Consider the following 25,041-nt stretch of genomic DNA (forward strand, 5'->3'; position numbering starts at 1 on the left):
GTCCATGCAAATCAAGAGAGGGAGGGAGGGTACGCATGAACTCGGCGAAAGCGATGGTCAAATTCTAGGACGGCTATTGGCGCCCAATAGGGGAATGCCTGGAGCAATCGTCAGCAATTGACAAAAAAAGAGCCCGCATGACTGCGGGCTCCAAGGTCGTTTTCCTTTTCTTCTACTTCTACCTCCCTCCAGAGGAATCGAGATCATATGTCAAAACTATGACTGTTGAATAATCATAAATTCAACAAATGTCAGCTTTTCGAAAGCTTAGCGGATTCCAAGCAGACATCCACCCGGGTCATGCTAAATGCTATCAAGTGGTCGAATCAATAAATAGTTCAATGCTTGCCTGCGAGCTCGCAGGGTTTCCCACAACATCCGCGTCAAATCAAGGGATTGGACGCCCCGCTGGTTTGTGCCAATCGTTACTGAATGCATTGCCTGTTAGCACGCAGTTGGCGCAACAGATTGTTGGTGGTGCAATATTATGTACTAATTTCGACCGCGAAAAGCGGCATGCTGCCCAGCGGGTGACAGCATGCCGCAGCCCTTGTGCGCCACAGTGCGGACTAGATGGCGCCATGGGGGAGGGGTTCATAAGAAGCAGGCCAGCCTGCGATGCAAGGGCTGGCGTGAAAGGCAGACTCAGGCCACGGGCTTGCGGCCCACCGTGCGGATCAGCTCACCCACGCGCAGCAGGTACTGGTCAAAGGCCTGGTTGGCAGCAGCCTGGCTGCCGGTGGGCTGGGCAACGGTGCGGCCTTCGGCCTCCAGGCGGGCGCGGATCTCGGGGTTTTGCAGCGCCGCGCCAATGGCATTGCGCAGCAGGCTGACCCGCTCTGCCGGGCAGCCTTGCTTGACAAAGTAGCCGCCGCTGATGGTGTAGGCAAAGTCAGGCAGCTGCTGGCTTTGGCCGATGAGCGGGATATGGGCCAGCGGCGTGGGCAGTTCCTTGGAAAAGCTGGTGACGACCTTGAGCCGGCCCTGGGCCTGCATCGCATCAAAGCTGGTCTGGTAAGGCAGGATCGCCAGGTCCACCTCGCCACCGGCCACGCCTTGCAAGGCGGGGGCGCCGCCCTTGTAAGGCACATGCAGCAAGGGCGCCCCCACGCGCGTGGCCAAGGCCTCACCCATCAGGTGGTAGATGGAATCAATGCCCACGGTGGCATAGGTGAGCGGTTTGGCGCTGCTTTGCTTGGCCAGCGCAATCACCTTGTCCAGGGAGTCGGCCTGCAGCCCATTGCGGGCCAGCAGCACGATATGCGCTTCGCTGATCGGCGCCACCAGGCTGAAATCCTTAGGGGTATAGCGGGCCGAGGGGTTGAGCATCGGGGCCAGAAACACTTCGTTGATCGAGCCATGGAAGAACGTATAGGCGTCGGCCTGCGCGCTCAGGACCTTGTTGGCGCCAATGAGGCCGGTGCCGCCGCCGTAGTTCTCGACCACCACCTGCTGCTTGAGCGTCTTGCCAATGGATTCGCCAAAGATGCGGGCGGCGGTATCGCTGGCGCCGCCAGCCGGGTAAGGGACGACCAGCGACAGAGGCTTGCTGGGGTAGCCATCGGCGGCCCAGGCCGGTTGGGTGGCCAGCCACGGGGCGCCTGCCAGCACGCTGGCGTATTGAAGGAACTGGCGGCGATCGGTTGCGGTCATGGTGCTCTCGCTAGGTGGGTTTATTGCAGATAGCTGTGTGCCAGGCTGGCCCAGAAGGCCGCGCCGATGGGCAGGGCCTTGTCATTGAAGTCATACAGCGGGTTGTGCACCATGCAACCGCCGTCCTGCCCCAGGCCATTGCCCAGCCGCACATAGGCGCCGGGGCGGTGCTCCAGCATGTAGGCAAAGTCCTCGCTGCCCATGACCGGGCCGCGCGTGACCACGTTGTCGGCGCCCAGCAGTTTTGCGGCCACTTCGCGGGCACGCTCGGTCTGCGCGGCATGGTTGACCAGCACCGGGTACTTGCGCTCGTAGAGCAGATCGGCCTGGAGCTGGTAGCTCTGCGCCTGGGCGCTGACAAAGTCGCGCAGCCGGGTTTCGATCTGGTTGCGCACCTCGGGGTTGAGCGCGCGGATGCCGATCTTGATCGTCGCGCTCTCGGGCACGATGTTGTAGGTGGCGCCCGCCTGGATGGAGCCCACGGTGATGACGGCCGATTTGAGGGCATCGACCTCGCGGCTGACCAGCGACTGCAGGCCCAGCACGATGCTGGCAGCGGCCTGCATCACATCGATGCCATGGTGGGGCATGGCGCCGTGCGCCGAGCGCCCGGTCAGGGTGACGGTGGCACGGTCAAACGAGGCCATCGCCGGGCCGGTGATCATGCCGATCTGGCCCACCGGCAGGCCCGGCGTGTTGTGCAGCGCATAGATTTCATCGCAGGGGAACTGCTCGAACAGGCCGTCATCGACCATGCGCAGCGCGCCGCCTTCGTTCTCTTCTGCTGGCTGAAAAATCAGGTTCAGGGTGCCGCTGTAGTCCACCGATTCGGCCAGGTAGCGCGCCGCGCACAGCAGGATGGCCGTGTGGCCGTCGTGGCCGCAGGCATGCATCTTGCCGCTCAGGGTGCTGGCATAGGGCAGGCCGGTTTTTTCCTGGATCGGCAGCGCATCCATGTCGGCACGAATGCCGATGCTGCGGCTGCCCTGGCCTTTTTTGAGGCGGCCCACGACGCCGGTGCTGCCCAGGCCCCGGTGTACTTCATAGCCCCAGGACTGCAGGCGCTCGGCCACCAGGTCACTGGTGCGCAGCTCTTCAAACGCCAGCTCGGGGAAAGCATGGATCTGGTGGCGGATGCCGACAAACTCAGGCGCAAGGGCCTGTACGGCAGATAGCATGGAGGGTTTGATAGGTGCGTTCATGGTGGGGCCGTCACAAAAAAGTCAAACCATTATCGAAACTGCCATCCGTCGCGTCCATGACAACGCCGGCAATCAAACGTTGCAAGAATCGCAACAATTGGCGGAGGCAAGCGATGTTGAACCTGGGGATGGACGATGTGCTGGACCGCAAGCGGGCGCTGTGCCTGCTGCAGATCATGGAAACTGGCTCGGTGCGCGGCGCCGCTGAGGTGCTGGCCGTGGACCCGTCCATGGTCAGCCGCACGGTGGCCCGGCTGGAGCAGGACACGGGATTGGTGCTGCTGGAGCGGCGCGGCCGGGGCGTGGTGGTGACCGATGCCGGGCGCATGCTGGCGCTGTTTGCCCGCCGCCAGCAGGACCTGCACGACACCTTTGTCGCCGAGGTCAACAGCCTCAAGAACGCCCAATCCGGCCACCTGGACCTGGTGCTGGGCGAGGGCACCCTGGACATGGTGATGGGCCCGGTGCTGCAGGATTTTGTGCGGGCCCATGGCGAGGTGCGCTACCACATCAAGGTGGCCGGCACCGAAGAGGCCGTGCAGTGCATTCTGGAGGACCGCGCGCATATCGGCATCGTGTTCCAGCCGCCGGCCGATGCGCGCCTGCGTTCCCACCATGCCCGGCTGGCCCCCGTGCGGGTGCATGTACGCAAGGGCCACCCGCTGGCCAGCCACCAGGGCCCGTTGAGCCTGGCCGATCTGGCGCCTTACCCGGGCGCGGCGCTGGAAGAATCCTTTGGCGTGCGCAAGCACATCCAGGCCGCCGAGCTGGAGGAGAACATCCGCCTGCAGCCGATGCTGACCACCAACTCCTTCAAGGTGCTGTGGGATTTTGCGGTGATGGGCCTGGGCTACATCATGACGCCGCGCTCCATTCCGCTCCAAGGGGTGGCGCTGGAGACTTTGGTGTCGCTGCCGCTGGCCAGCCCGGTGCTCAACCACAGCCAGCTGCATGTGGTCACCCGCAGCGGCCGGCCGCTGTCGCCGGTGGCGTCGCAATTGCTGCGCCATATGCTGGCGGCGTTTTCGGCGGCTTGATGTGTCCCCGCAGGGAGCGCCTACCAACCGTCATACACACCGACCGTTTTAACCTGGCCGCCGCGCCAAGAGCTCCCAGACCCCGGCGGCTGATAGCAGGCCACCCCCTGCCATGTTGAACCAGCGCAGCGACCTGGGTGAAGACAGCAGCTTTCTGGCAGACGATGCAAAGGCGGCATAGAGCGTGGCGTTGAGGGTGGCCATCACGACAAAGGTGATGGCCAGAATCCAGAGCTGGCGCGCAAGCGGTGCCTCGGCGCTGATGAACTGCGGCAAAAATGCCACGAAGAACACAATGCCTTTGGGGTTGAGCGCCGTGACCAGGTAGGTGTTGGCAAACAGCTTCCAGCGCGAGCTGGAGACAGGCGCGGCAGCCAGCTCGGACGGCGAGATGCCAGCGCGCAAGAGCTTGATGCCCAGGTAGAGCAGGTAGAGCCCGCCTGCCCATTTGACGACGGTGAACCACCAGGCCGACGCCGCCAAGAGCGCCCCCAGCCCCAGCAGCGACACCACCAGCGCCGTCGAATCGCCCAGCGCCACTGCTGCGACGAGCGGTACATTGGCGCGGCGCCCCTGGGCCATCGAATAGCTGATGACCGTGAGAATCGTCGGTCCCGGAATGATGAGCAGCAGGGCAGATGCTGCGACAAAGGCAAACCACAGTTCGATCGGCATGGAGGCTCCTGGTGGCAGAGGGGCAAAGGGGGATGGGGCGGGAGTCACGCGCAGGGTACTGGCGACTATGTTGGTGAGCGGGCACTGGCGCTGTGCCATGGTACGGCGAATTGCCCCCGAGCGCTGTCTGTCGTGCGTCCCTGCCTGCGCAACCGGCCATCCACTACCAAATATCCTGGGCCGGCGTGCCCTGGTGGTAGCGCAGCTGCCAATGGCCATCTGTCAGCAACCAGATCGACGAGCGCAGCGTGTGCTTGCTGCGCAGGCCCTGCGCGTCGCGCTGCGTGCTGCGGTAAGTGAGCAGCGCCACACCGGGGGCCAGCTCGGTCGCGGCATAGCCGTCCGCCTCGATCTCGGCAGTGTCTGCTTCGTTGCGCAGCGCCTCCAGCACCTGCTCTCGGGTATAGCGCTGGCCGGAGCGGCCTGTCTCTTCAAAGGCCGGGTGCAACAGTTGCGACACGCGCCTGGGCTGGTTGCGGATCTCCGGGCGGAGGAGTTGGGCCTCCTGTTGTGAAAGCTGCTGTGTCAGGGTGGGGTCCATGGGCGCGTGCCTGTGGGTGTTGCCGGTGTGGATTGCCCGCGAGGGGGCAGCAGGCATCCTAACAGGCGCGCCATGCCTACCCACATGCACCAGCACGAGCACTGGCACGAGGACCAGCACTAGCCAAACGTAAACGCATACCCCTGCGCACCCGCATCCAGAAACTCGATCTCCAGCGTGCGCTGCTTCACCGCGCCTTGCTGACGCACCAGCTGGTAGAGCCGTGTGGCATCGACCTGGCCGTAGCCCTGGGCATCGACATCGCTGCCGTGGTGGCTGCCCGGGGGCTGGCCATCGATGGTGATCCGGAACCGCAAGGGGCCGGCACCGGCAGCGCCCAGCACCAGGTTGGCATCGCGGGCCTCAAACCGCAGCGCCAGGCGTCCGCCCGCCTCATTGGCTTGCACCAACTCGGGCATCAAGGTCCAGTTGCCCTGCAAGGTCCAGGTGTTGAGGCGCAGCGACGCTGACTGGTAGTTGGCGGCCTTGTCGGGGGCGGGGCGGCCTGCCAGGCGCAGGCTGCCGCCTTTGTCGTAGCCCAGGTAGAGCTCGGGGCTGCGCAGGCTGGCGGTGTCGGCGGGCAGGCCCAGGCCCTGGGTGTCGGGGGTGACGCTGGCATTGACTTTGGCGTTGTTGGCAGGCGCCGTTGCAGCCGATGGCGCTTGGGCTTCGCGCAGCAGCTCGTTGAGCGCACGCTCGGTGGCCGCATAGCCGCCTTCGCCAAACTGGTGGTGGCGCACCCGCCCTTGGGCATCCACCAGGTAGAGCGCGGGCCAGTACTGGTTGTTAAAGGCGCGCCAGATGCGGAACCCGTTGTCCTGCACGACGGGGTAGCTGATGTTGAGCTGCTGCAAGGCCTTTTCGACATGGCGGCGGTCCTTCTCGAACGCGAACTCGGGCGCATGCACCCCCACCACGACCAGGCCGCGATCGGCATACTTTTGCGCCCAGGCCTTGACATACGGCAGGGTGCGCAGGCAGTTGACGCAGGAGTAGGTCCAGAAATTGACCAGCACCACCTTGCCGCGCAGCGTGGGGATGGACTGCGGCTCGGCGTTCAGCCATTGCGTGCCACCCTGCAGGCTGGGGCGGGTCGATTCCACTGGCAGCGGGCTGGTGTAAGGGGCGCTGCCGCCGACCGGCGCTGGGGAATTGCCGACCCGCTCGGCCGCCTGGGCCGAAGGCATGGCCGCTTGCAGCAGGCTGCTTTCCAGCCCATTGCTGCCCAAGCCGTTCAATGCCCCTGATTGTGCGAGCACGCGGCTGTCCAGCCCGGTGGCCACGGCCAACACGGCGGCCAGCATCGCGGCGCCAGCGGCACGCCGGCCGCGCTCGCCTGGCAGCCATTGGGCCCGCAGGCGAGCCAGGGTTCCGGCGCTGATGCGCAGGGCCGCCCACAATGCCAGGCCGGCACCGGCCGCATAGCTCAGCAGCAGCGCGCTGGTGGCAGTGTCCGGCCCCGCCAGTGCGGCACCCGACAGCAGCAGGCCCAGCACCGGGCCGGCGCAGGGCGACCAGATCAGACCCGTGGCCACGCCCAGCAGTGCCGAATGCAGCCAGCGGCGCTGGATCTGTTGGGCAGCCAGCTTTTCTCCGATCTGCACCAGCGGCCGGCTCCACCAGGCAGCCAGGCCAGGCAACATCAGCGACGCTGCAAAAACGCCCAATGCGAGCAGCGCCAGGCCCCGGCCAAATTGGCTCAGCTGCACCGCCCAACTACCGGCTGCGGCGGCCAGCGATGCGGTAGCGGCAAAGGCCAGCGCCATGCCGATCAAGAGCGGCAGGCTGCCGTGGCGGCTGGGCTGGCCCTGGCGTGCAAACACAAAGGGCAGAACGGGCAGGATGCAGGGGCTCAGCACGCTGAGCACCCCCGCGGCAAAGGCAGCAAGGTACAAGGCCATGGCAGCTCCATTGGTGGCTGGTTGGGGGGTTACAGGCGGGTGACGTCGATCACGGCCTGGGCGAAGGCCGCCGGCGCCTCCTGGGGCAGGTTGTGGCCAATGCCGCCCTCCAGGTTGCGGTGCTGGTAGGGGCCGCTGAACTTGGCCGCATAGGTAGCCGGCGCGGGGTGTGGCGCACCGTTGGCATCGCCCTCCATCGTGATGCTGGGCACGGTGATGCGGGGCGCGCTGGCCAGCCGGGCCTCCAGCGCATCAAAGCGCGATTCGCCCTTTGCCAGTGCAATGCGCCAGCGGTAGTTGTGCACCACGATGGCGACATGGTCCGGGTTGTCAAAGGCCTGGGCGCTGCGCTGGTAGGTGGCATCGTCAAACTGCCATTGCGGCGAGGCTTGCTGCCAGATAAAGCGGTTGAAGGCGGCGGGGTTGGCGGCATAGCCGTCGCGGCCCCGGTCGGTGGCGAGGTAAGACTGGTACCACCAGGCATATTCGGCAGCGGGTGCCTGGGGCTTGGCATTGGCCTGCGGGTTGCCGATCAGGTAGCCGCTCACCGATACCAGACCACGCACCCGCTCGGGCCAGATCGCCGCCATGATGCATGCTGTGCGCGCGCCCCAGTCAAAGGCGCCGAGCACGGCCTGGCCAATGCCCAGCGCATCCATCAGCGCAATGATGTCCTGGGCAACTGCGCCTTGCTGGCCATTGCGTGCGGTGCTGGCGGACAGAAAACGCGTGCCGCCATAGCCGCGCAAGTAGGGCACGATGACGCGGTAGCCCGCAGCCGCCAGGCGCGGCGCCACATCGACAAAGGCATGGATGTCATAAGGCCAGCCGTGCAGCAGGATGGCGACGGGGCCGTTGGCGGGGCCCGCTTCGGCGTATTCCACCCGCAGGTCGCCGGCATCGATCTGCTTGAGCGGGCCAAAGCTGGTGGCACTTGCCGGGCTGGCGGCGCGTGCGCTGCTGGCCAGCAAGCTGCCCATCGGCGCCAGGGCCAGGCCCAGGGCGGCATGGCCCAAGAAGCTGCGGCGGGAGGAGGTGGTGATCGGGTTCATGGAGGGCCTTTGCTTGGTGAAGATGGTTGGATAGCTGGGCGCCGAAACTTGTGTGTCTTGGCTGTCAGCTAGTAGACCGCCGCCATGTATGTGGCATGTGTCATGCGCACCCCCCAAATGCATGGCCGTGTAGCAAGCGGCGCGGGCAGATACACAGCTATACAAAGCCGTGATGGCCGACCCCGGAAACGCCACCACCACCTCAAAGGTGGCGGTGTTGGGGGTGGTGGGGGGTGCTCGGGCGTTTTAAGCGCGGGGCCCGCGCTTGCGCAGCGGGGTGCTGCTGCTGGTCAAGGGGCAGGGCCGGCCTGCGGGCGAGGCGATCTCAGCAGCCGCACATCCCAGCAAGAACATCCATGTGTACAGCCATTTGCGAACCCTAAACATCCTGGGCCTCCACCTGAGCGGCAAACACATAGCCCTCGCTGCGGACGGTCTTGATATAGCGCGGCTCGCGGGCGTCGTCGTTCAGGCACTTGCGCAGGCGGCTGATCATCAGGTCGATGGAGCGCTCAAACAGCTCGGCCTCGCGCCCCTGGGTGATGGACAGGATCTGGTCGCGGCTGAGCACCTTTTGCGGGTGGTCCACCAGCACGCGCAGCAGCCGGTATTCGGCGCCGCTCAGCGACACCATCACGCCATCCTGGTCCAGCAGCACGCGCTCCACCGTATCGAGCCGCCATTCGCCAAAGGCCAGAAACCGCGCCTCCTCGCTGCTGCGCATATTGGGTGGCAGCATACGGGTGCGCCGCAGCACCGATTTGATGCGCGCGAGCAGCTCGCGCGCGGCAAAGGGCTTGGGCATGTAGTCATCGGCGCCCATCTCCAGGCCCAGCACCCGGTCGGTCTCATCGCCGCGTGCCGTCAGCATGATGATCGGCGTGGTCTTGAATTTGCCGGCGCGCAGGTCGCGGCACAGGGTGAGCCCGTCTTCGCCGGGCAGCATCAGGTCCAGGATGATGAGGTCAAACGGCCCTGCCGTCTCCAGCAGCTGCCGCATATGCCGGCCGGTGGGCGCAGTGGTCACGCGCAGGCCATTCTTTTGCAGGTAGGCGCTGACCAGGTCGCGGATATCCCGGTCGTCATCCACCAAAAGAATGTGGTCGCTGGCAGGAGAGGTGCTTGTCATGGCAGAAGGTGGCGGTGGTGTCAGTGGATGTCGGTGGTATCAGCGGGTAGCCGGCAGCTGCAGGCTGGCGCGCAGGCCGCCTTCGGGGCGGTTGTGCAGGCGCAGCGTGCCGCCCAGCGACAGGCTCAGCTGATGGGCAATGGCCAGGCCCAAGCCCGAGCCGCCGGTGTCGCGGTTGCGCGAGGCCTCGACCCGGTAAAAAGGCTGCAGCACAGCAGTGAGCTGCTCCTCGGGGATGCCGGGCCCGGCGTCAAAGACGTCGATGCACAGATGGCCCGCTTGCAGGCGCAGATGCACATCGGCGCGCTGGCCGTACTTCAGCGCGTTGTCGATCAGGTTGCCCAGAATGCGGCGCAGCGCATGGGGTCGGGTGTGGATGGGCTGGCCCGCAGCGCCATCGAGCGTGACAGGGCTGCCGGTGTCGGCATAGTCATTGACGATGCTGCGCAGCAGCGCATCGAGGTCCAGGCGCCGCACCTTCTCGTCGGAGCCTTGCAGGGTCTTGGCGTAGTTGACGCCTTCCTGCACCAGGCTGCGCATGGCCTCCAGGTCCTGGCGAAACTTGTCGGCATCGGGCATGTCGTCCATCAGGTCCACCCGCAGGCGCATGCGGGTGATGGGGGTCTGCAGGTCGTGCGAGATGGCCGCGAGGATCTGCATGCGCTCGTTCAGGTAGCCGGCAATGCGCTGCTGCATGGCGTTAAAGGCACGCGCTGCGCGCACCACCTCGGCGGGGCCGGCCTCAGCCACCACAGTGGGCTGCAGGTCGGGGCCCAGCTGGTCGGCCGCCGCTGCCAGCCTCTCCAAAGGCCGGGTGACCAGGCGCACCGCCAGCCAGGCCAGGCCCGCCAGCACCAGCAGCTGGCCCCCGAGCAGCCAGGTAACCCAGCCCGACACGGGCATCGGCACGCGGCGCGCCACGATGTAGAGCGGCGAGCCATCGCTCAGCCGCAGCTGCATGCGCACGGCATCGGACCGGTCGCCCAACTGCCCCATCGCCAGCACCGGAAAGGGCTGCAAGGCATCGGCCACCACCTGCGCAAAGCGGGCCAGCGCCGGGTCGGTGGGCGCGGCGTTGCTGACCGCACCTTCCAGAGAAAAGCTGTAATTGGGGCGCTCCAGCTTGGGGAACCAGTCCTGGCGCTCGCCCGCCGGCAGCCGGTCGATCAGCGCGACCGAGCTGGCGATATCGCGCTCGACCCCGCTGATCATCAGCCGCATCAGCGCCTGCTCACGCTCATGGCGAATGGCCATATAGGTGAGCAGCTGGGCCACCCCCATGCCCAGCACCACCAGCAAGGCGATGCGCGCCAGCAGGGTGGAAGGGACAAGCCGTTGAAGAATGCTGCGCATGGAGGTCAAACCGGGTGGGGAGCCAAGGGGCGATCAGGCCACGGAAAGATCAACCTGGATATTGCCGCGTGTCGCCTTGGAATATGGGCAGAGTTGGTGCGCCGCCCGCACCACCGCCAGGGCTTGGTCATGCGCCACGCCGGGTACCTTGACGTTCAGGCGCGCGGCCAGCGCAAAGCCCTCGGCGTTTTGCACCAGGTCCACCTCGGCTTCGACCGCCAGGTCAGCCGGCAGCTTGACGCCCAGCGGCTGCGCCGCCCGGGCCATCGCGCCCATAAAGCAGGCCGACCAGCCCGCCGCAAACAGCTGCTCGGGGTTGGTGCCCGTGCCCGCCGTACCAAACTGGGTCAGGCGAATATCCAGATGCCCGTCATCGCTGCGCGATGCGCCGGAGCGGCCGCCGGTGGTCGTCGTGCGGCCGGTGTAGAGAACCTTGTCTTGTGCTGCGCTCATGGTCAAATCCTTGTGGAGCTGTTGTTTTGTCAAACTGACGGAGCGATTGTTCAAGCCAGCGGCGCTTTGGCAAAGGGGTTGTCTGACCGAATGTAGCGCTGCGAGAGGCAGTGTACAAAACTATACAAAAGTGTTGGGTGGTGAGAATTGCAGGCTGCCAGGCTGGGTGCCCGACGAAAGAAAATCGCGGCGAAATAAAGCGGGGTGGCCTTGTTGATGGAGGGAGAAGTTCTTTCCGAGTCCCCTGAGAACAGCGCCCGCGCTACTACCTGCAAACCCTTTACGTCGCCCCTTAGTGCACGTAATGCATGCCCTGCTGCATGCCACGGGCTGGTTGGCCCGGAAGTCCATGGACCGCATCGCTTGAGCGGGCAATGGCGCGCAGGCTATGCGCCAGCGCTTGGGCTATTGCTGCATTGAAATAGAGCACCTCCATGTCATCGACCGTGACGGCTTCCCGACCTAGCCGGGCCGCGACCGCTTCACTGAGGAGGGCCGAGAGGCTCGGGCAGAAGAGGGGTTCAAAAATGCGCCACACCTAAACACTCCCATTCCTGCCGTGCTACAGTTAGGCCGCTGCGCCAGTCAAGCGCAGCCGGGATTGGCGTCCCGATTCCCGCTGCGACGCAAGCCGCAGTCTCTTCCGCAGAGTACCTGCGGCTTGTTTGTTCGTGCTCGTTTTATGGCGGCTCGGGCAGGGAGCCGCGAGGCTCGCCGGTATGCGCAAGCGGGGCCGGTACGCCAACCTGTTCGAGCTGCCGCCCCCATTGGCGTGGGAAGCGGTGGTTGTAGCAAACCATCCTGCTTGGAGTCCACCATGGCTCAGTCATCCCCTGCGCACATCTCTGCGCCCACTTCCTGCCTGGGCGAAAGCGCCTTTATCCAACTCCATCCCGACGCGCACAACGCGCTGAACATGGCCGTACAGGCACTACTGCCTCCACTGCGCAACCTGTCCCGGAGTCAGGAGGCGTCATCATGAACAGCAAGCCCCAAGCTGCCCCTCCAGCAGCAAAAGCCGGCTCATCCGTGGATTCCAGCTCGGACACCTCCCGCCCGGATAAAGCTCTTGCCGATGCCATCCAGGCCCTCGCTGGCCATGGCGATCAGCCTTTAGACATTCATGACATTTGCAGGCTCCGCAGGGCTGGCGGCTTTACGGACGACCTGGCGCTGACGGAGTGCGAAGCCCAAGCGATCAACACGCGCTTGTATGGCTTGAGCGCTATATCGACTCTGCTGATCGGTGCAGATGATGGCGGGTCGTTCAAGCTGAGCAAGTGGCTGCAAGGCGGTCTGCACAGTGCTTTGTATGCGCTGACGGAGGATGCGCAGGCGGTGCTGTATCGGGCTAATGAGAAGGCTGCCGAAGCGCGGAAGGATGGCGTAGCATGAATTGCAGCACTACCCCCGCTTAAAAGCAAGCAGCGCGCCAACAGGCGGCATTAGTGGATGCCGGCACTTGTGGCGTTGGGTGAGGGGGGCTGCAAGTCGCGTGCGCCCCATTCACTATTCATCAATTTGCAGGGGGTAAGAGCTCGGTTGGCGCATACCCATGGGAGCGACCGACTCCTTTGAACTGCTAGAGCTGAAGTCTCAATGCGGTCTGGAGGCTAAGCGAATTGTTTTTGCTTGCCACGGGACCTGAGATAGGCGGCCAGCTTTGCATCAGTCGCATAGACATAGCACCCTTTCATTCCACGTGTCATTAGCGTGCGGTACGTATTCTTGATGATCATGTCCGCCTGCCGTGCAGCTTCAGCAGGCTGCTCCTTGGACATCTTCACGAAGCCTTTCATGGTTTTATCGTGCCGATCGCGCGCTCTGGGTAGAGTGGTAAGTTTCTCTCCGTCCATCACCAGATCAGGACCAATGATCACGCCGATGTAGTCCACTTCCAGGCCTTGGCAGGTGTGGATACAGCCCACTTGCTGCACTGAATGGGGTGCCATGATCCAAAGACTGCCGTCTTGGTCAAGATTCCATTGACGCTGGTAATCGCCGATCACCACATCCATCTGCTTGGAGTCCTTCTTGCTGTTCCATGGCCAGCAATATCCGGCGACCACGCGTGCTCGGTTGCCGCTGTTCTTTGCCTCAATCGCTGCGTGCATTTCCTCGGGGTCATCGAAAACTTGAAAGTCAAACGGAATATCCTCAAGGCTGCCGTTCGCAGTCGCTCTGATTTGCAACACATCGTCCACCCAGGCAAGGTAACCATCTGAACCTGCACAGCGAAACTGCGAGGCAAGAGCGTACTCCTCAACCTCTGCTCCGCGAGCGGCCGCAAACTTACGGATGGCTGCCTTGGTTCCTACATCTTTGAGCGTTACGCGCTGGTCTTCGTCAATAAAGAAAATGCTGCACTTGGCTGCATTGATAAGCTCCTGGACTTGGTGTGTACCCAGGTTCCCATAGAAACCACTTTTCTCGGTCAGGCGGTGCGCCTCGTCAACTACCAGCACGTCAAAGGCATCCGTGCTTGTTTCAGTGAACGAGCCCGAGCCACCAAACAGATTGACCAGATGCGCGTTCTCTCGGGTCTGGATGAGCTTTTCGCTGTACACGGCACGCGGTGCCGCATTCTTGGAGATGTATTTAACAGTCAGCCCTTCTCGCAAGGCGGCCAGCAGGTTTACTGCAACGACCGATTTGCCGGTTCCCGGACCGCCTTCAATGATCACGACACGAGGTTTTTCGGAAGAGCTCGCCTGACGGCATGCAGCCTTTGCAGCTTCAAAAATCTCCTTCTGATCATCGATCAACGCGAATTCTTCGTTGCCTTTGAGAAGCTTCCCGACGACGTCAGCAAGCGCTTTGGAAGGGCGAAGACGGCCTTGTTCTAGATCGAACAGCACCTGACGACCTCGTCCATGGCGAAGATGCTGTTTTATGAATTCTCTGAGTCGCTTGCGATCATCATCACCTTTCAGGAACAGTGGCGCACGTTCAATATATGGTTGATAGTGAGCCGCGTCGATGATTCCATCCGCAGCGTAGTTGTGCAGGTAGGCACAAGGGCGTACTTGCAAACCGCCATCGTAGACAGCTTCGTTGAAGCCTTCCAAAAATGCGGTGTAGGACCATGCCTGGTAGCTGGGATGCACACGCATTTGGTCTGAGCGACCGCCATGACGTAGCAAGACAATGGCATCGCGGTCCGTAGCGTTAACAGAGGACCACTGCTTTAGCTCCACAACAATCAGACGTCGCGAACCATCATCAGCATGCCCAGCAAGAATGACGTCGATGCGTTTGGCAGATTGCGGAAGGATGAATTCCACTGCCACCCCAACATCGTCGGCAATTTCCGGGTCACTCAGGACACGTGCCACGTAGCCCAGGGATTCTCGCCAGGATCGGATCTCTGCCTGCGCCACTTTTCGGTCTGTGGCAGCGCGGTACTTTTCGTAAATGACGTCCTCGATGTCACGATCGTTGTAGTCAACCAAGAATTCCTTCTTGTCAGCTTGATAGACGATCATGGCTTTGGCAACTGGTCGTACTTGGTACTCACTCCTTTAGAGAGTTCGATCGGGTACTTGGCAGCGTTGGAAGCGAGTTTGCTGCTCACTGCGGCATTCAGGTCAACCCCAAGCACGTCGGCAAGTCGCACAAGGTAAAGCGCGACGTCCGCGAGCTCATCGCGCACTGCTTGGGATGTTTTTGGTGAGGTCGCAGCACTGAGCGAATCCGCTTCCGACATCCACTGAAATATTTCGGTGAGTTCGCCAACTTCTCCGGAGAGCGCCATGACCAGATTTTTGGGCGAGTGAAATTTATGCCAATCTCGCTCTTCAGCAAATTGCCTCAATGCTTGAGCGGCGCCATCAACGTTAACAAGAGTTTTTTCCACGGGTCATACCTTTGGTCTCAGCTTGTGGTTCAAACTGATCTCGGGATTCGGGCATCCGAAACGATGCTGCCTGCAGCACTAAAGTGCTTCTTCTGCGTGAGAGGGCAACATGTTCGTTTTGAACAGATGATAAGGTTATTTATCTGTGTTCTGATGTTTTTGAAGGGCTTTTGCACAGCCCTTCTTCCCTTTGTGCGCTGGTGGATGAAGCGCGTCGGTTCATGCAATGGGGACTGGCACTGTCAGCAGTTTTTTTCACAGCCTTTGCAACCGCCTGCTGCCGAATGCCTGGAAACGCGGGACATCTCCTATGACGTCCAAGCGCAGACCTTCTGCATCGCCAACGAGTGGAATGGCACTGGCGCCAACTCATCTATCGGCCCCACTGGCCTACACCAACTGGCCACCCATCTACTGGCGCTATCCCACCAGCTTGGATGCATCCAGCCCGGATACCGCGCATGTTGATGCCTTCCAGTCCATCGTGGACCAAGACGACCGACCTTTAGACATTCACGACATTTGCAGGCAACGTAGGGCCTGCGGCTTTACGGATGACCTGGCGCTAACGGATTGGGAAGCCCAAGCGATCAATACGCGCTTGTATGGCCTGAGTGCCATATCGGCTCTGCTGATGGGGGCAGATGACGGCAGGTCGTAAAAGTTGAGCAAGTGGCTGCAAGGCGATCTGCATAGCGCTTTGTATGCGCTGATCGAGTATGCGCAGGCGGTGCTGCATCGGGCAAATGAGAAGGCTGCCGAGGGGCAGAAGGGTCGTGCAGCGTGAGATTACAACAATTTCCCTGCTTATGAGGACCCTGAGCGCTAATACGCTGCATTGTCGACCTCACTTGAGATGGACGCCATCGCGCATAAACATCTCTCTCTCCGCTGTGTCTGCTATTGACCGGCCGAGGCGATGGATGCCGATGTAGTGCGCCTAGGTTTAACGAGCAGACACTAACGAGTGGGCAGATAACGCGTTTGATCCGATGTTTAACCGCTAAGTTGAGCTTCGAAATCTTGGGCGACCCTGCGGCTGTTACGAATAAACATGCGTAAGGAATTTACTGACGAGACGATTTGCTAAGTCTCTGGGAAAGCCCATTTTTTCATCACACTGTGTCAAAGCTTGTTCCGGTGTAAATAGCTCTGTATGTGAAAAAACCTTTTCCAATGGACTTGGGTGCATTGCAAAAATAGGGGCATTGTATTCGGGAAACTGATGTGCAGTAGGGTCGAGAACACAGCCATTTGCTTCAACCCAAAAATGCATTCCGTAACCAGACGCTTGTGTCCCTTTAACAACTAAAACATCTAATTGATGATCCAGTTTTTGAAGGATGGCCGCAAGCATTGCACTGGTTGACTCACAGCTGTTTACAGGGTAAGTGCTAATGAAGGGAATGCCCCGGACACCCTTTAAGCTTTCAAAAAATGGAATTGCACACAGAAATATTTCATTCAGTTGTTGGTTGGTCATGGGAATTCTCACTGATGGTTCTTGGAAGAGTTGCTCTTGCAAGACTTGTCCAAAAGCGTTTGGCGCCATGCACTAAATAGTCTCTGCGAAGCATGTTGCTGACCCTCTTAATCCGCACCTCAAGCGCCTTCATATGTAGCTCAGGAGTAAACCTCCTGCGGCTTTATTGATGGGCATAGCTGCAGATATTGCACCAACGGTCCAATCAAGCTAGCCGTGCTTTCGTCGCGACATTGATACTTCCGATTTATATTCAATGTGATACCTGCGCTACGCCTAGGTGCATGTCAACTCGCTTTTTCTATTGGCTCAATAAATTGCTCGATGCTGATTTATCTAAGACCTAGCAGCCATTGCGCGTCTATACTGAGAGTAGCGGCAGAAATGCCAACATTATTCAGAACTTTTTTAATAACCCCATTTGTCCAGTGGCTCATCTGATTTTCTAATTCTTGAATATTATCGCAGTAATCGTAACAGGCGCTATAAGCATTCTTTTTTGAATCTAATACGGCTTGTAATTTTCCGAGCGTAAGGTTCTTTGATTTCAACTCTGAAATGCCGCATAGATTATAGAAGCTTCCTTTGATGTCTAGAAATTGCTTCTTCCCAACCAGAAGAGAGTAATTTCCTTTCCCATCTGGAGAAAGCTCGACGCCTAAAAATGAAACCGAATCATCTGGGCCTGCAATTACACTCTTGCTGCTTTCTTCTATATCTGGAATGCTAAGCTCTAACTTAGCTAGCCGCTCCTTGCATTCTTGGTGAATGGCAATGGCTTGATCTTTGCTCTGACAGAAAAATATTAAATCATCTGCATAGCGAATGGCTTTTATATGAGATTTTATGCAGTATTTGTCAAAGTCGGATAGCATTAAATTAGCAAAAAATGGCGAGAGAGGCATCCCTTGCCTAACACCTTCTCCAAATTTAATGCCTGCTTGCTTTATTTGAATCGATTCCGATCTAGGGCCCAGCTTGATTTCGCAATGCATGGCCTGCTGCAAGAGGTTGTGAATTGAGCGCTGCCTTATTTTTTTTGCACCTCTTCTTCTAGGAGCGGACGCTTCACCCGGTCAAAGAATTTTTGGATATCAGTCTTGAAAACCCAGGGGGAGGATTCTCTAAGCTCTTTTGCTTTTTTTACAGCGGAAACTACCCCTTTTTGCTCATCTGTTCTTGGTATAAAACCATAACTAATCTCATTGAATAGCCAGGCTTGCGATTTGGCAATTCTATCCAAGATTGCTCTTTGAACAATGCGATCGGCGATAGTCGGGACGCAGATAATTCGTCTCTTATTTTTTATCGGATCGTGAAGAATAATTGGTTTTAGCTGAGAGAATTGAAAAGAATCGCTTTTCAATCTCTTGGAAAGAGACAAAAGCTTGGAGTCAATATTTTCTGCGAATGAATTTATTGATACTCCGTCTACGCCTTGAACTTGTCCAGAGGGGCGACCAAGTCGGCCTTTGGAAATATGGCTAAAAGCTTGCCGCAGGCCATCTACGTGGGAAATTTCGGATAAGTAAGTCAATTCTCTGATCGCAATCGGCTAAAAAATGCCCCTGAGATTGCCAGATTTAAGACAGGCCACCGAGCACCACTTCTGCGCGTACACGCAGTTGCACTGTGCTTTGTCCGGTGTATGTGCTCGCCGCTTCGCAGCGTTGAGAACATTGTCGCCGAGGTTCGTCGTTCTGCAACCGCCACGTGAACACACTAGCGCTCACGCATGCGGCGAAAATGCAAATCAAACTCATTCGTACCTTCATCGCAACACTCCAAGTGTATTGAATATGCAGGATGCGGGCGCGAAATTTCGCCACGGCACCCATCTGCGGCGTTTCGCGCGCCTCTGACGGGTCAGTTCCGTCCACCGCATCCACGCCTCGGCCTGTTGCATAACGACCTCTATCAGCCCGCGTAGCTTCAGGGGCCACGAGCTGCACCTCGATCAGACCACCGAGCACCACTTCTGCGCGTACACGCAGTTGCACTGTGCTTTGTCCGGTGTATGTGCTCGCCGCTTCGCAGCGTTGAGAACATTCGCGCCGAGGTTCGTCGTTCTGCAACCGCCACGTGAACACACTAGCGGGAGAACTGGGTGTAAGTATCGCATATTTTTAAGAGAGGAATTACACGTCCAGGATGGGCACTGGTTGGTTCGCAATCGCGGAATTGACCACGTGCTGCATACTATTGCCGCGCCGCACATGCGGGACGGATGATCGCGTTTAGACGTCGTTGGCAGTAGAGCCAACACCAAGATTGAGCTTGTCATCCTGGAGGCTCGCTCGTAATCCAAAAGCCGTAGTTATTTTGTCGGTACGATTGATTTCATAGACTATGCCTCGCGCCATTAGTGCCTCGCCCAGGGCCACATCCAGCTACAGTTCTTGCAGCTTCGCTATCTTCCGACAGAGGCTAGAAAACAGTATTACTGGTTCGCCTTGGTCAATCAATGTGGCTGCTGTGCCGTTTGGCATTGATTGCCTTGAGACTTGAAGGCTGCGACTCGACAGTAATTGACCTTCGTACAGCGGTACTAGCACCCGCACAAGATAAGCCAGATCTCATCGTAGATACAGGAGATTTAGTGCACGAGGCCGTGCTGTCCTCTCAAGATTTCGATTGCTTACAAAAGTGCGCGCCATCTTTGCACTTTACACGCATAGCTGGCTTTTCAGAAAGCCACTCAAATGGACTGGCGTTTCACGTTGCTGGTTGTACGGTGTAAGTGCAACGTGTGCTTGTACTGGCTAGGCTCTGTGCAATGCGTTAAACCTTGGGTAGCAGAATTTCCTGAGAAACGTTGATAGTTGGACGCTTAACAATGGGAGACTAACGTTGGGGAAGTTGCCGAGGCGGGTATAAAGATGGAATGAAGCTTCCCATATGCTCTCTGACAAGCATTGAATTCAATAGAAAAACCGCCCTAGTCTGTGAAGACTAGGGCGGTTTCTTATTTCGGAATTTTGGTGCCGGAGAGATGAATCGAACACCCGACCTTCTCATTACGAATGAGCTGCTCTACCGACTGAGCTACACCGGCGTTAGAGAGAAATTATAGCGTGAAATTTTTGCTCTCAGACCAAATTGCAGAATTTATGCTTCGGTGTGGTAGCGGGTGATGCGCTCGACCTCGTTCTTCGAGCCCAGGACCACGCTGACGCGCTCGTGCAGCTTGGTGGGCTTGATGTCGAGGATGCGTTCGCGGCCGTTGGTGGCGGCGCCGCCGGCTTGTTCTACCAGCCAGCTCATGGGGTTGGCTTCGTACATCAGACGCAGCTTGCCGGGCTTGTTGGGTTCGCGCTTGTCCCAGGGGTACATGAAGACGCCGCCACGGGTGAGGATGCGGTGTACGTCGGCCACCATCGAGGCGATCCAGCGCATGTTGAAGTCCTTGTTGCGGGGGCCTTCCACACCGGCCAGGCATTCGTCCACATAGCGCTTGACGGGGGCATCCCAGTGGCGCATGTTGCTCATGTTGATGGCGAATTCCTTGGTGTCTTCGGGGATGCGCACGTTCTCCTGGGTCAGCACAAAGCTGCCTTGCTCGCGGTCCAGGGTGAACATGGCCACGCCGTCGCCAAAGGTCAGCACCAGGGTGGTTTGTGGGCCGTAGACGCAGTAGCCGGCGGCCACTTGCTGGGCGCCTGCCTGCAGAAAGTCGTCTTCGGTCACGCCAGGGTGGCCTTCAGGCTTTTTCAGCACGCTGAAGATGGTGCCGATGGACACGTTCACATCGATGTTGGACGAGCCGTCGAGCGGGTCGAACATCAGCAGGTATTCGCCTTGCGGGTAGCGGTTGGGCACCAGGTAGATGCTGTCCATCTCTTCGGAGGCCATGGCGGCCAGGTGGCCACCCCATTCATTGGCTTCGATCAGCACTTCGTTGGCGATGATGTCCAGCTTCTTCTGCACTTCGCCTTGCACGTTCTCGCTGCCGGCGGTGCCCAGCACATCGCCCAGTGCGCCTTTGTTGACGCTGTGGCTGATGCGCTTGCAGGCGCGGGCCACCACTTCGATCAGCAGGCGCAGCTGGGCGGGGATGAGGCCGTCTACGCGTTGCTGCTCGACAAGGTAGCGGCTGAGGGTGATGTTTTTCTTCATGGGTGGAACTCCTTCAAACTGGGTCAATCTGGGTGGGCTCAGCGCTTGGGCTGGCGCGGTGGCTGTTGGGGCGGCTGCTGCGGCGGGGGCGCCGCTTCGCGGCCATTCAGCTCGTCGCGCAGCTGCTCGGCGCGGGCCAGGTGGTCGCTGTGCCCTTGGGCGCGGGCATATTGCGCATAGGCGCTGAGCCACTGCTGCGCCTGCTGCGGCTGGTTTTGCTCATGGGCCAGCACCATCAGCTGGAAATAGCTGTCGTACACGGTGGCATGGTCGCCTGCGCTGATCGCAATCTGCAGGCGCTCTTGCAGGTAGTTGCGGGCGGCGTCCATCTGGCCGAGCATGTAGCTGTTCTGCGCCAGGTTGGCCAGCAGGCCGCGCAGGCGCGGCGTCTCGCCCAGCGCTAGCAGGCGCTCGCGCGCCACAGGCAGCAGCTGCTGGTTGGCCTGCAGGGCCTGGCGGTACTGGCCTTGCTCGTGCAGCACATAGCCCAGGTCTTCGTACACGCCCAGTATCTGCAGCTGGGTAGGGTAGTCGGCCGCCTGCGGGATGGGGGTGCTGTTGTCCCAGCGCATCTGCGCGGGCAGTCTGGCAATCTCTTGCAGCGGGTAGCGCGTGATAAGCGTTTGCGCCTGTTTAAGCGCTGCCTCATAACGCCCGCCTTCGGCCAGCCAGCGGATGCTGGCAATGCTCAGCTCCAGATGCTGGTAGGCCCATTGCGGATCGCTGGGCTTGGGCATGGCCACCAAGGCCTTTTGTGCCACCTGGCCCGCTTCGGCAGGCATGGCGCGGCGGCTGAAGACGGTGGCCTGCGTGTAGTAGAGGCGGAAAAAATCCAGCGCCGGCGCCTTGGTGCGCTTGAGTATCGGCTCAAGCGCCTGCAAATCGGCGCTCATCGCGCTGCCGCTGAAACGGCCGCCTTCGCTGAACACGGCGGCATAGAGCGGCGCAAAGCGCTTTTCAAAATTGTTGCTGGGCGTGACCGCCAGGCCTTCGGGCGCGGCGGTGGCCACCGCCCCGGCGTTGCGGCCGGTTTGGGCGCTGGCCAGCAAGGGCATGGCGGCAGCCAAGCTGGCCAGGGCGGCAATGCCCTGGGCCAGCAGCTGTTGGCGCATGCCTTGGCGCATCAGTCCGCCATCGCGCGTGTGATCACCTCGCGCACGTCGTTGCTGAGCTTGGGCTTGGCGGCGACCTTGGCAATCGCGTCGCCCGCTGCGCTGCGGTAGGGCTCGGGCAGCTTCTTCCAGCGGTCCAGCGCGCGGGCCAGGCGGGCAGCGACTTGCGGGTTGAAGGCATCGAGCGCCACCACCTGTTCGGCCCAGAAGGCGTAGCCAGCACCATCGGCGCGGTGGAAGCCACCGGGGTTGCCGTTGCAGTAGCTGAAGATCACGCTGCGTGCGCGGTTGGGGTTCTTGATGTTGAAGTCGGGCTGCTTCATCAGCGCGCGCACGGCGGGCAGGGCGCTGCCGTTGATATCGGGTGCGCTCGCTTGCAGCGCAAACCACTTGTCCAGCACCAGCTCGTCGTTCTTGAACATTTGGTGGAAGCTCTGGATCGCCGCGTCGGCCAGCGGGCTGCCGCTCACCACCAGCGCGCTCAAGGCGTTGTAGCGGTCGGTCATGTTGCCCGCGTCCTTGTAGCGCTGCAAGGTCTTGCCAGGCCAGACCTTGTCGCCCGACTCACGGGCGGCCACGCAGAGCATCAAGAGCGCATGGCCGGCCAGTGCGCGCTTGCCGGCGCTCACCGCATCGGGCACATAGGCGCCGGTGTGGCTGCATTCGTCGTAGGCCCAGGCCCAGTCGGCGGCCAGCTCAGTGGCCAGCTGCTGGCGCATGGCCTCGCGCACGGCGTGCACGGTCTGCGGGTCGACCTGGTCGAGCTGCTCCGTGATATAGCCTTCGGACGGCAGGGTCAGCGCCAGGTCCTTGAAGGCGGCGTCCAGCTGCGGATCGCGCAGTACTTCGCGCATCGCTTGCACAAACGAGGCGGGCAGCAGGTTGGCTTGCAGCGCGGGGGCATCGGCACCGGCGGCGCTGCGTGCGGCAATCGCTTGCAGCGCAAAGCGCAGGCCCAGGCGTTGGCCCGCTTCCCAGCGGTTGAAGGCGTCTTCGTCGTGGGCCAGCAGGTGCAGGAGCGCGTCATCGCTCTCTTCGATCTGCAGCACCACGGGCGCGCTAAAGTTGCGCAGCAGCGATGGGGCAGGGGCTTGCTCGACACCGTCGAACACGATGGTGTGGGATTCCTCGGTCAGCACCACGGTGTGGTTAGTGGCGCTGTGGGCAATGCTGCTGAGTGCCTGGCTGGGGCGAATGTTCAGCGGCAGGCTGCGGCCGTCGGCTGCCAGCAGGCCCAAGGTGACGGGGATCACAAACGGCTCCTTGCCAGGCTGGCCCGGGGTGGGTGGGCAGGACTGGGTCAGGGTCAAGGTGTAGGTCTGCGCTTCTGCGTCATACACACCTTGCGCGGCCACGCGCGGCGTGCCCGACTGGCTGTACCAGCGCTTGAACTGCGGCAGGTGCTGGGCCAGTGGCGAGCCGGGGTTGGCATCGGCAATGGCCTGGGCGAAGTCGTCGCAGGTCACGGCCTGGCCGTCATGGCGCTCAAAGTAGAGCTTCATGCCTTTGGCAAAGCCTTCGCGGCCCACCAGGGTGGACTGCATGCGCACCACTTCCGAGCCTTTTTCGTAAATGGTGACGGTGTAGAAGTTGTTGATTTCTAGGTAGCTGTCCGGGCGCACGGGGTGGGCCATGGGGCCGGCGTCTTCGGGGAACTGCACGGTGCGCAGCACGCGCACGTCGTCGATGCGCTTGACGGCGCGGGCCGAGGCGCTGCCGGCCATGTCCATGCTGAACTCCTGGTCGCGGAAGACGGTCAGGCCCTCCTTGAGCGAGAGCTGGAACCAGTCGCGGCAGGTGACGCGGTCACCCGTCCAGTTGTGGAAGTACTCGTGTCCCACCACCGACTCGATATTGGCGTAGTCGGCATCGGTCGCGGTGGCCTGGCTGGCCAGCACGTACTTGGTGTTGAAGATGTTCAGGCCCTTGTTCTCCATCGCGCCCATGTTGAAGTCGCTGGTGGCGACGATCATGAAGCGGTCCAGGTCCAGGCTCAGGCCAAAGCGGGCTTCGTCCCAGGCGATGGAGGCCATCAGCGAGTTCATCGCGTGCTCGGTCTTCTCCAGGTCGCCCGGGCGCACAAAGACCTGCAGCAGGTGCTCTTTGCCGGCGCGGCTCTTGATCTTTTGCTCGCGGGCAACGAGGTTGCCGGCCACCAGTGCGAACAGGTAGCAGGGCTTTTTATGCGGATCGACCCACTTGGCAAAGTGGCGGCCTTCGTTGCCAGGCCCTTGCAAGTCGCCTTGCTCGACCAGGTTGCCATTGGACAGCAGCACCGGAAACTGGGCCTTGTTGGCGCGCAGGGTCACGGTGTACATGGCCATCACATCGGGACGGTCCAGGAAATAGGTGATGCGGCGAAAGCCTTCGGCCTCGCACTGCGTGAAGAACGAGCCATTGCTGGTGTACAAGCCCATCAGCTTGGTGTTCTTCTCGGGCATGCAGGTGGTGAAGATCTCCAGGTCGACGGGGTCGCTGCCTTCTGGCAGGTTCTCCAGCACCAGGTCCGAGCCGTCCATCTTGAACGAGGACGCTGCGCCATTGACCATCACGCGGGCCAGGTTCAGCTCGTCGCCATTGAGGTGCAGCGGCTGGGCCGGCACATCGGGGTTGCGGCGCACGCGCATCTTGTTGAGCACGCGCGTCTTGGCCGGGTCCAGATCGAATGTCAGGTCGACCGTATCAATCCACCATGCCGGGGCCTGGTAGTCGGCGCGGTACACGGTGTGTGCTTGTCCTTCACGCATCATGGAGCTTCTCCAAAAATTGGTTGTTGAGCAGGGTCGAAAAATCGGGCGCCCATGCCAGAACATGGGGGCCGCTGAGTTGCTGGGCATCGTGCGTGGTGCCAATGCCCACCGCACGCATGCCGGCGCGCCGCGCCGCCTCAATGCCGTGCGGCGCATCTTCAAACACGATGCAGGCGGCCGGGTCTATTGCCAGGCGCTCGGCCGCCTTCAGAAAAATATCGGGGTGGGGCTTGCCGGGCAGGCCCTCGTCGCCACGCGCAATCGCCTGGGCCGGGGGCTGCATCTGCAGGTTGTCCAGCACAAAGCGTACATTGTCCTGGTCGCCCGCAGTGCCAATGGCCACTTTGAGGCCCATGTCTCGCGCCTGGGCATGAAAACGGTCAAAGCCATCGACCGCGCAGAAATGGGCGGCAAACAGCTCGCGGTAAATGCCTTCTTTTTCTGCGGTGATGCGCTCGCTCTCTTCGGGGCTCACCGTGCGGCCCATCAGCGCGCAGGCGCATTCAAAGGCATTCTTGCCCGTGGTCTGCGCCATGAAGGCGGGCACATCCAGATCCATGGCGTGGCGGCGTGCGTATTCCACCCAGGCCTGGGTGTGCCAGGGCATGGAGTGAACCATGGTGCCGTCCATGTCAAAAATCAGCGCTTCGATCGCAGGCATTGGGCTTGTCTTCAGGTCCGTATCGGCTGGGAGGCCCAGCCAATCGATAGAGGGGCTGAGGCACGCC

General features: G+C 60.9%; 22 protein-coding genes and 1 tRNA gene. 3 read left to right on the forward strand and 20 right to left on the reverse strand.

Going from position 1 to position 25,041, the window contains the following annotated elements; translation table 11 throughout:
- Positions 1–645: 645 nt before the first annotated feature.
- Positions 646–1,653, reverse strand: a complete 1,008-nt coding sequence (locus F0Q04_RS11875) for a Bug family tripartite tricarboxylate transporter substrate binding protein (protein WP_182340720.1) — start codon at positions 1,651–1,653, stop codon at positions 646–648.
- A 20-nt stretch (positions 1,654–1,673) separates the two neighbouring features.
- On the reverse strand, positions 1,674–2,855 hold the full coding sequence (locus F0Q04_RS11880; protein ID WP_116926918.1) for a M20 aminoacylase family protein: 1,182 nt from the start codon (positions 2,853–2,855) through the stop codon (positions 1,674–1,676).
- 128 nt (positions 2,856–2,983) lie between these two features.
- Between F0Q04_RS11880 and F0Q04_RS11885 the strand changes: the two genes are divergently transcribed.
- Complete coding sequence (locus F0Q04_RS11885; RefSeq protein ID WP_182345655.1) at positions 2,984–3,892, forward strand: LysR family transcriptional regulator; 909 nt, start codon at positions 2,984–2,986, stop codon at positions 3,890–3,892.
- A gap of 48 nt (positions 3,893–3,940) precedes the next feature.
- Here the strand turns inward: F0Q04_RS11885 and F0Q04_RS11890 are convergent, their stop codons facing one another.
- The 7 genes from F0Q04_RS11890 to F0Q04_RS11920 all read right to left on the reverse strand — a co-directional run bounded on the left by F0Q04_RS11890 (position 3,941) and on the right by F0Q04_RS11920 (position 10,996).
- Positions 3,941–4,567, reverse strand: coding sequence for a LysE family translocator (locus tag F0Q04_RS11890; RefSeq protein ID WP_182340723.1), 627 nt, complete (start codon positions 4,565–4,567; stop codon positions 3,941–3,943).
- 163 nt (positions 4,568–4,730) lie between these two features.
- Positions 4,731–5,108: a DUF4440 domain-containing protein gene (locus F0Q04_RS11895; protein WP_182340727.1), complete on the reverse strand. Its 378-nt coding sequence runs from the start codon at positions 5,106–5,108 to the stop codon at positions 4,731–4,733.
- 119 nt (positions 5,109–5,227) lie between these two features.
- Positions 5,228–7,009 carry a cytochrome c biogenesis protein DipZ gene (locus F0Q04_RS11900; protein ID WP_182340730.1) on the reverse strand — a complete coding sequence of 594 codons (1,782 nt, stop codon included), beginning with the start codon at positions 7,007–7,009 and terminating at the stop codon, positions 5,228–5,230.
- Positions 7,010–7,038: 29 nt separating this feature from the next.
- On the reverse strand, positions 7,039–8,061 hold the full coding sequence (locus F0Q04_RS11905) for an alpha/beta fold hydrolase (RefSeq protein WP_182340733.1): 1,023 nt from the start codon (positions 8,059–8,061) through the stop codon (positions 7,039–7,041).
- Positions 8,062–8,440: 379 nt separating this feature from the next.
- Positions 8,441–9,190, reverse strand: coding sequence for a response regulator (locus F0Q04_RS11910; protein ID WP_182340736.1), 750 nt, complete (start codon positions 9,188–9,190; stop codon positions 8,441–8,443).
- A gap of 39 nt (positions 9,191–9,229) precedes the next feature.
- Positions 9,230–10,543: an ATP-binding protein gene (locus tag F0Q04_RS11915; RefSeq protein WP_182340739.1), complete on the reverse strand. Its 1,314-nt coding sequence runs from the start codon at positions 10,541–10,543 to the stop codon at positions 9,230–9,232.
- Positions 10,544–10,576: 33 nt separating this feature from the next.
- Entirely contained in the window at positions 10,577–10,996 is a 420-nt protein-coding gene (locus F0Q04_RS11920; protein WP_182340743.1) for an Ohr family peroxiredoxin, read from the reverse strand.
- Positions 10,997–11,974: 978 nt separating this feature from the next.
- Here F0Q04_RS11920 and F0Q04_RS11925 point away from each other — a divergent pair.
- Complete coding sequence (locus F0Q04_RS11925; RefSeq protein WP_182340746.1) at positions 11,975–12,391, forward strand: hypothetical protein; 417 nt, start codon at positions 11,975–11,977, stop codon at positions 12,389–12,391.
- A 218-nt stretch (positions 12,392–12,609) separates the two neighbouring features.
- Here F0Q04_RS11925 and F0Q04_RS11930 read toward each other — a convergent pair whose 3' ends face one another.
- Entirely contained in the window at positions 12,610–14,481 is a 1,872-nt protein-coding gene (locus tag F0Q04_RS11930) for a DUF2075 domain-containing protein (RefSeq protein ID WP_182340749.1), read from the reverse strand.
- The gene (locus tag F0Q04_RS11935; protein ID WP_182340752.1) at positions 14,478–14,852 is read right to left on the reverse strand and encodes a nucleotide pyrophosphohydrolase; all 375 of its coding nucleotides are present in this window, start codon (positions 14,850–14,852) and stop codon (positions 14,478–14,480) included. The genes F0Q04_RS11930 and F0Q04_RS11935 overlap by 4 nt, the downstream gene beginning before the upstream one ends.
- Before the next feature lie 664 nt (positions 14,853–15,516).
- Between F0Q04_RS11935 and F0Q04_RS24180 the strand changes: the two genes are divergently transcribed.
- Positions 15,517–15,639, forward strand: a complete 123-nt coding sequence (locus tag F0Q04_RS24180; RefSeq protein WP_269780242.1) for a hypothetical protein — start codon at positions 15,517–15,519, stop codon at positions 15,637–15,639.
- Positions 15,640–15,894: 255 nt separating this feature from the next.
- Here F0Q04_RS24180 and F0Q04_RS11940 read toward each other — a convergent pair whose 3' ends face one another.
- The 9 genes from F0Q04_RS11940 to F0Q04_RS11980 all read right to left on the reverse strand — a co-directional run bounded on the left by F0Q04_RS11940 (position 15,895) and on the right by F0Q04_RS11980 (position 24,974).
- Positions 15,895–16,335 carry a hypothetical protein gene (locus F0Q04_RS11940; RefSeq protein ID WP_182340755.1) on the reverse strand — a complete coding sequence of 147 codons (441 nt, stop codon included), beginning with the start codon at positions 16,333–16,335 and terminating at the stop codon, positions 15,895–15,897.
- A gap of 332 nt (positions 16,336–16,667) precedes the next feature.
- Positions 16,668–17,342, reverse strand: a complete 675-nt coding sequence (locus F0Q04_RS24185; RefSeq protein WP_332839208.1) for a reverse transcriptase domain-containing protein — start codon at positions 17,340–17,342, stop codon at positions 16,668–16,670.
- A 23-nt stretch (positions 17,343–17,365) separates the two neighbouring features.
- A complete protein-coding gene (locus tag F0Q04_RS24190) occupies positions 17,366–17,872 on the reverse strand; it encodes a reverse transcriptase domain-containing protein (protein WP_182340762.1) in 507 nt (168 codons plus the stop codon).
- Positions 17,873–17,918: 46 nt separating this feature from the next.
- The gene (locus tag F0Q04_RS11955; protein WP_182340765.1) at positions 17,919–18,335 is read right to left on the reverse strand and encodes a hypothetical protein; all 417 of its coding nucleotides are present in this window, start codon (positions 18,333–18,335) and stop codon (positions 17,919–17,921) included.
- A 979-nt stretch (positions 18,336–19,314) separates the two neighbouring features.
- Positions 19,315–19,390: transfer RNA gene (locus F0Q04_RS11960), tRNA-Thr, on the reverse strand.
- A 53-nt stretch (positions 19,391–19,443) separates the two neighbouring features.
- Positions 19,444–20,451, reverse strand: a complete 1,008-nt coding sequence (locus F0Q04_RS11965) for a class 1 fructose-bisphosphatase (protein ID WP_021026772.1) — start codon at positions 20,449–20,451, stop codon at positions 19,444–19,446.
- A gap of 38 nt (positions 20,452–20,489) precedes the next feature.
- Positions 20,490–21,575, reverse strand: a complete 1,086-nt coding sequence (locus tag F0Q04_RS11970) for a tetratricopeptide repeat protein (protein WP_182340768.1) — start codon at positions 21,573–21,575, stop codon at positions 20,490–20,492.
- The gene (pepN, locus tag F0Q04_RS11975; protein WP_182340771.1) at positions 21,575–24,313 is read right to left on the reverse strand and encodes an aminopeptidase N; all 2,739 of its coding nucleotides are present in this window, start codon (positions 24,311–24,313) and stop codon (positions 21,575–21,577) included. Before pepN ends, F0Q04_RS11970 begins: the two co-directional genes overlap by 1 nt.
- Positions 24,303–24,974, reverse strand: a complete 672-nt coding sequence (locus tag F0Q04_RS11980) for an HAD family hydrolase (protein ID WP_182340774.1) — start codon at positions 24,972–24,974, stop codon at positions 24,303–24,305. Before F0Q04_RS11980 ends, pepN begins: the two co-directional genes overlap by 11 nt.
- Positions 24,975–25,041 lie beyond the last annotated feature (67 nt).

Origin of the sequence: Comamonas koreensis (assembly GCF_014076495.1) — a bacterium.
GTDB lineage: Bacteria > Pseudomonadota > Gammaproteobacteria > Burkholderiales > Burkholderiaceae_C > Comamonas > Comamonas squillarum.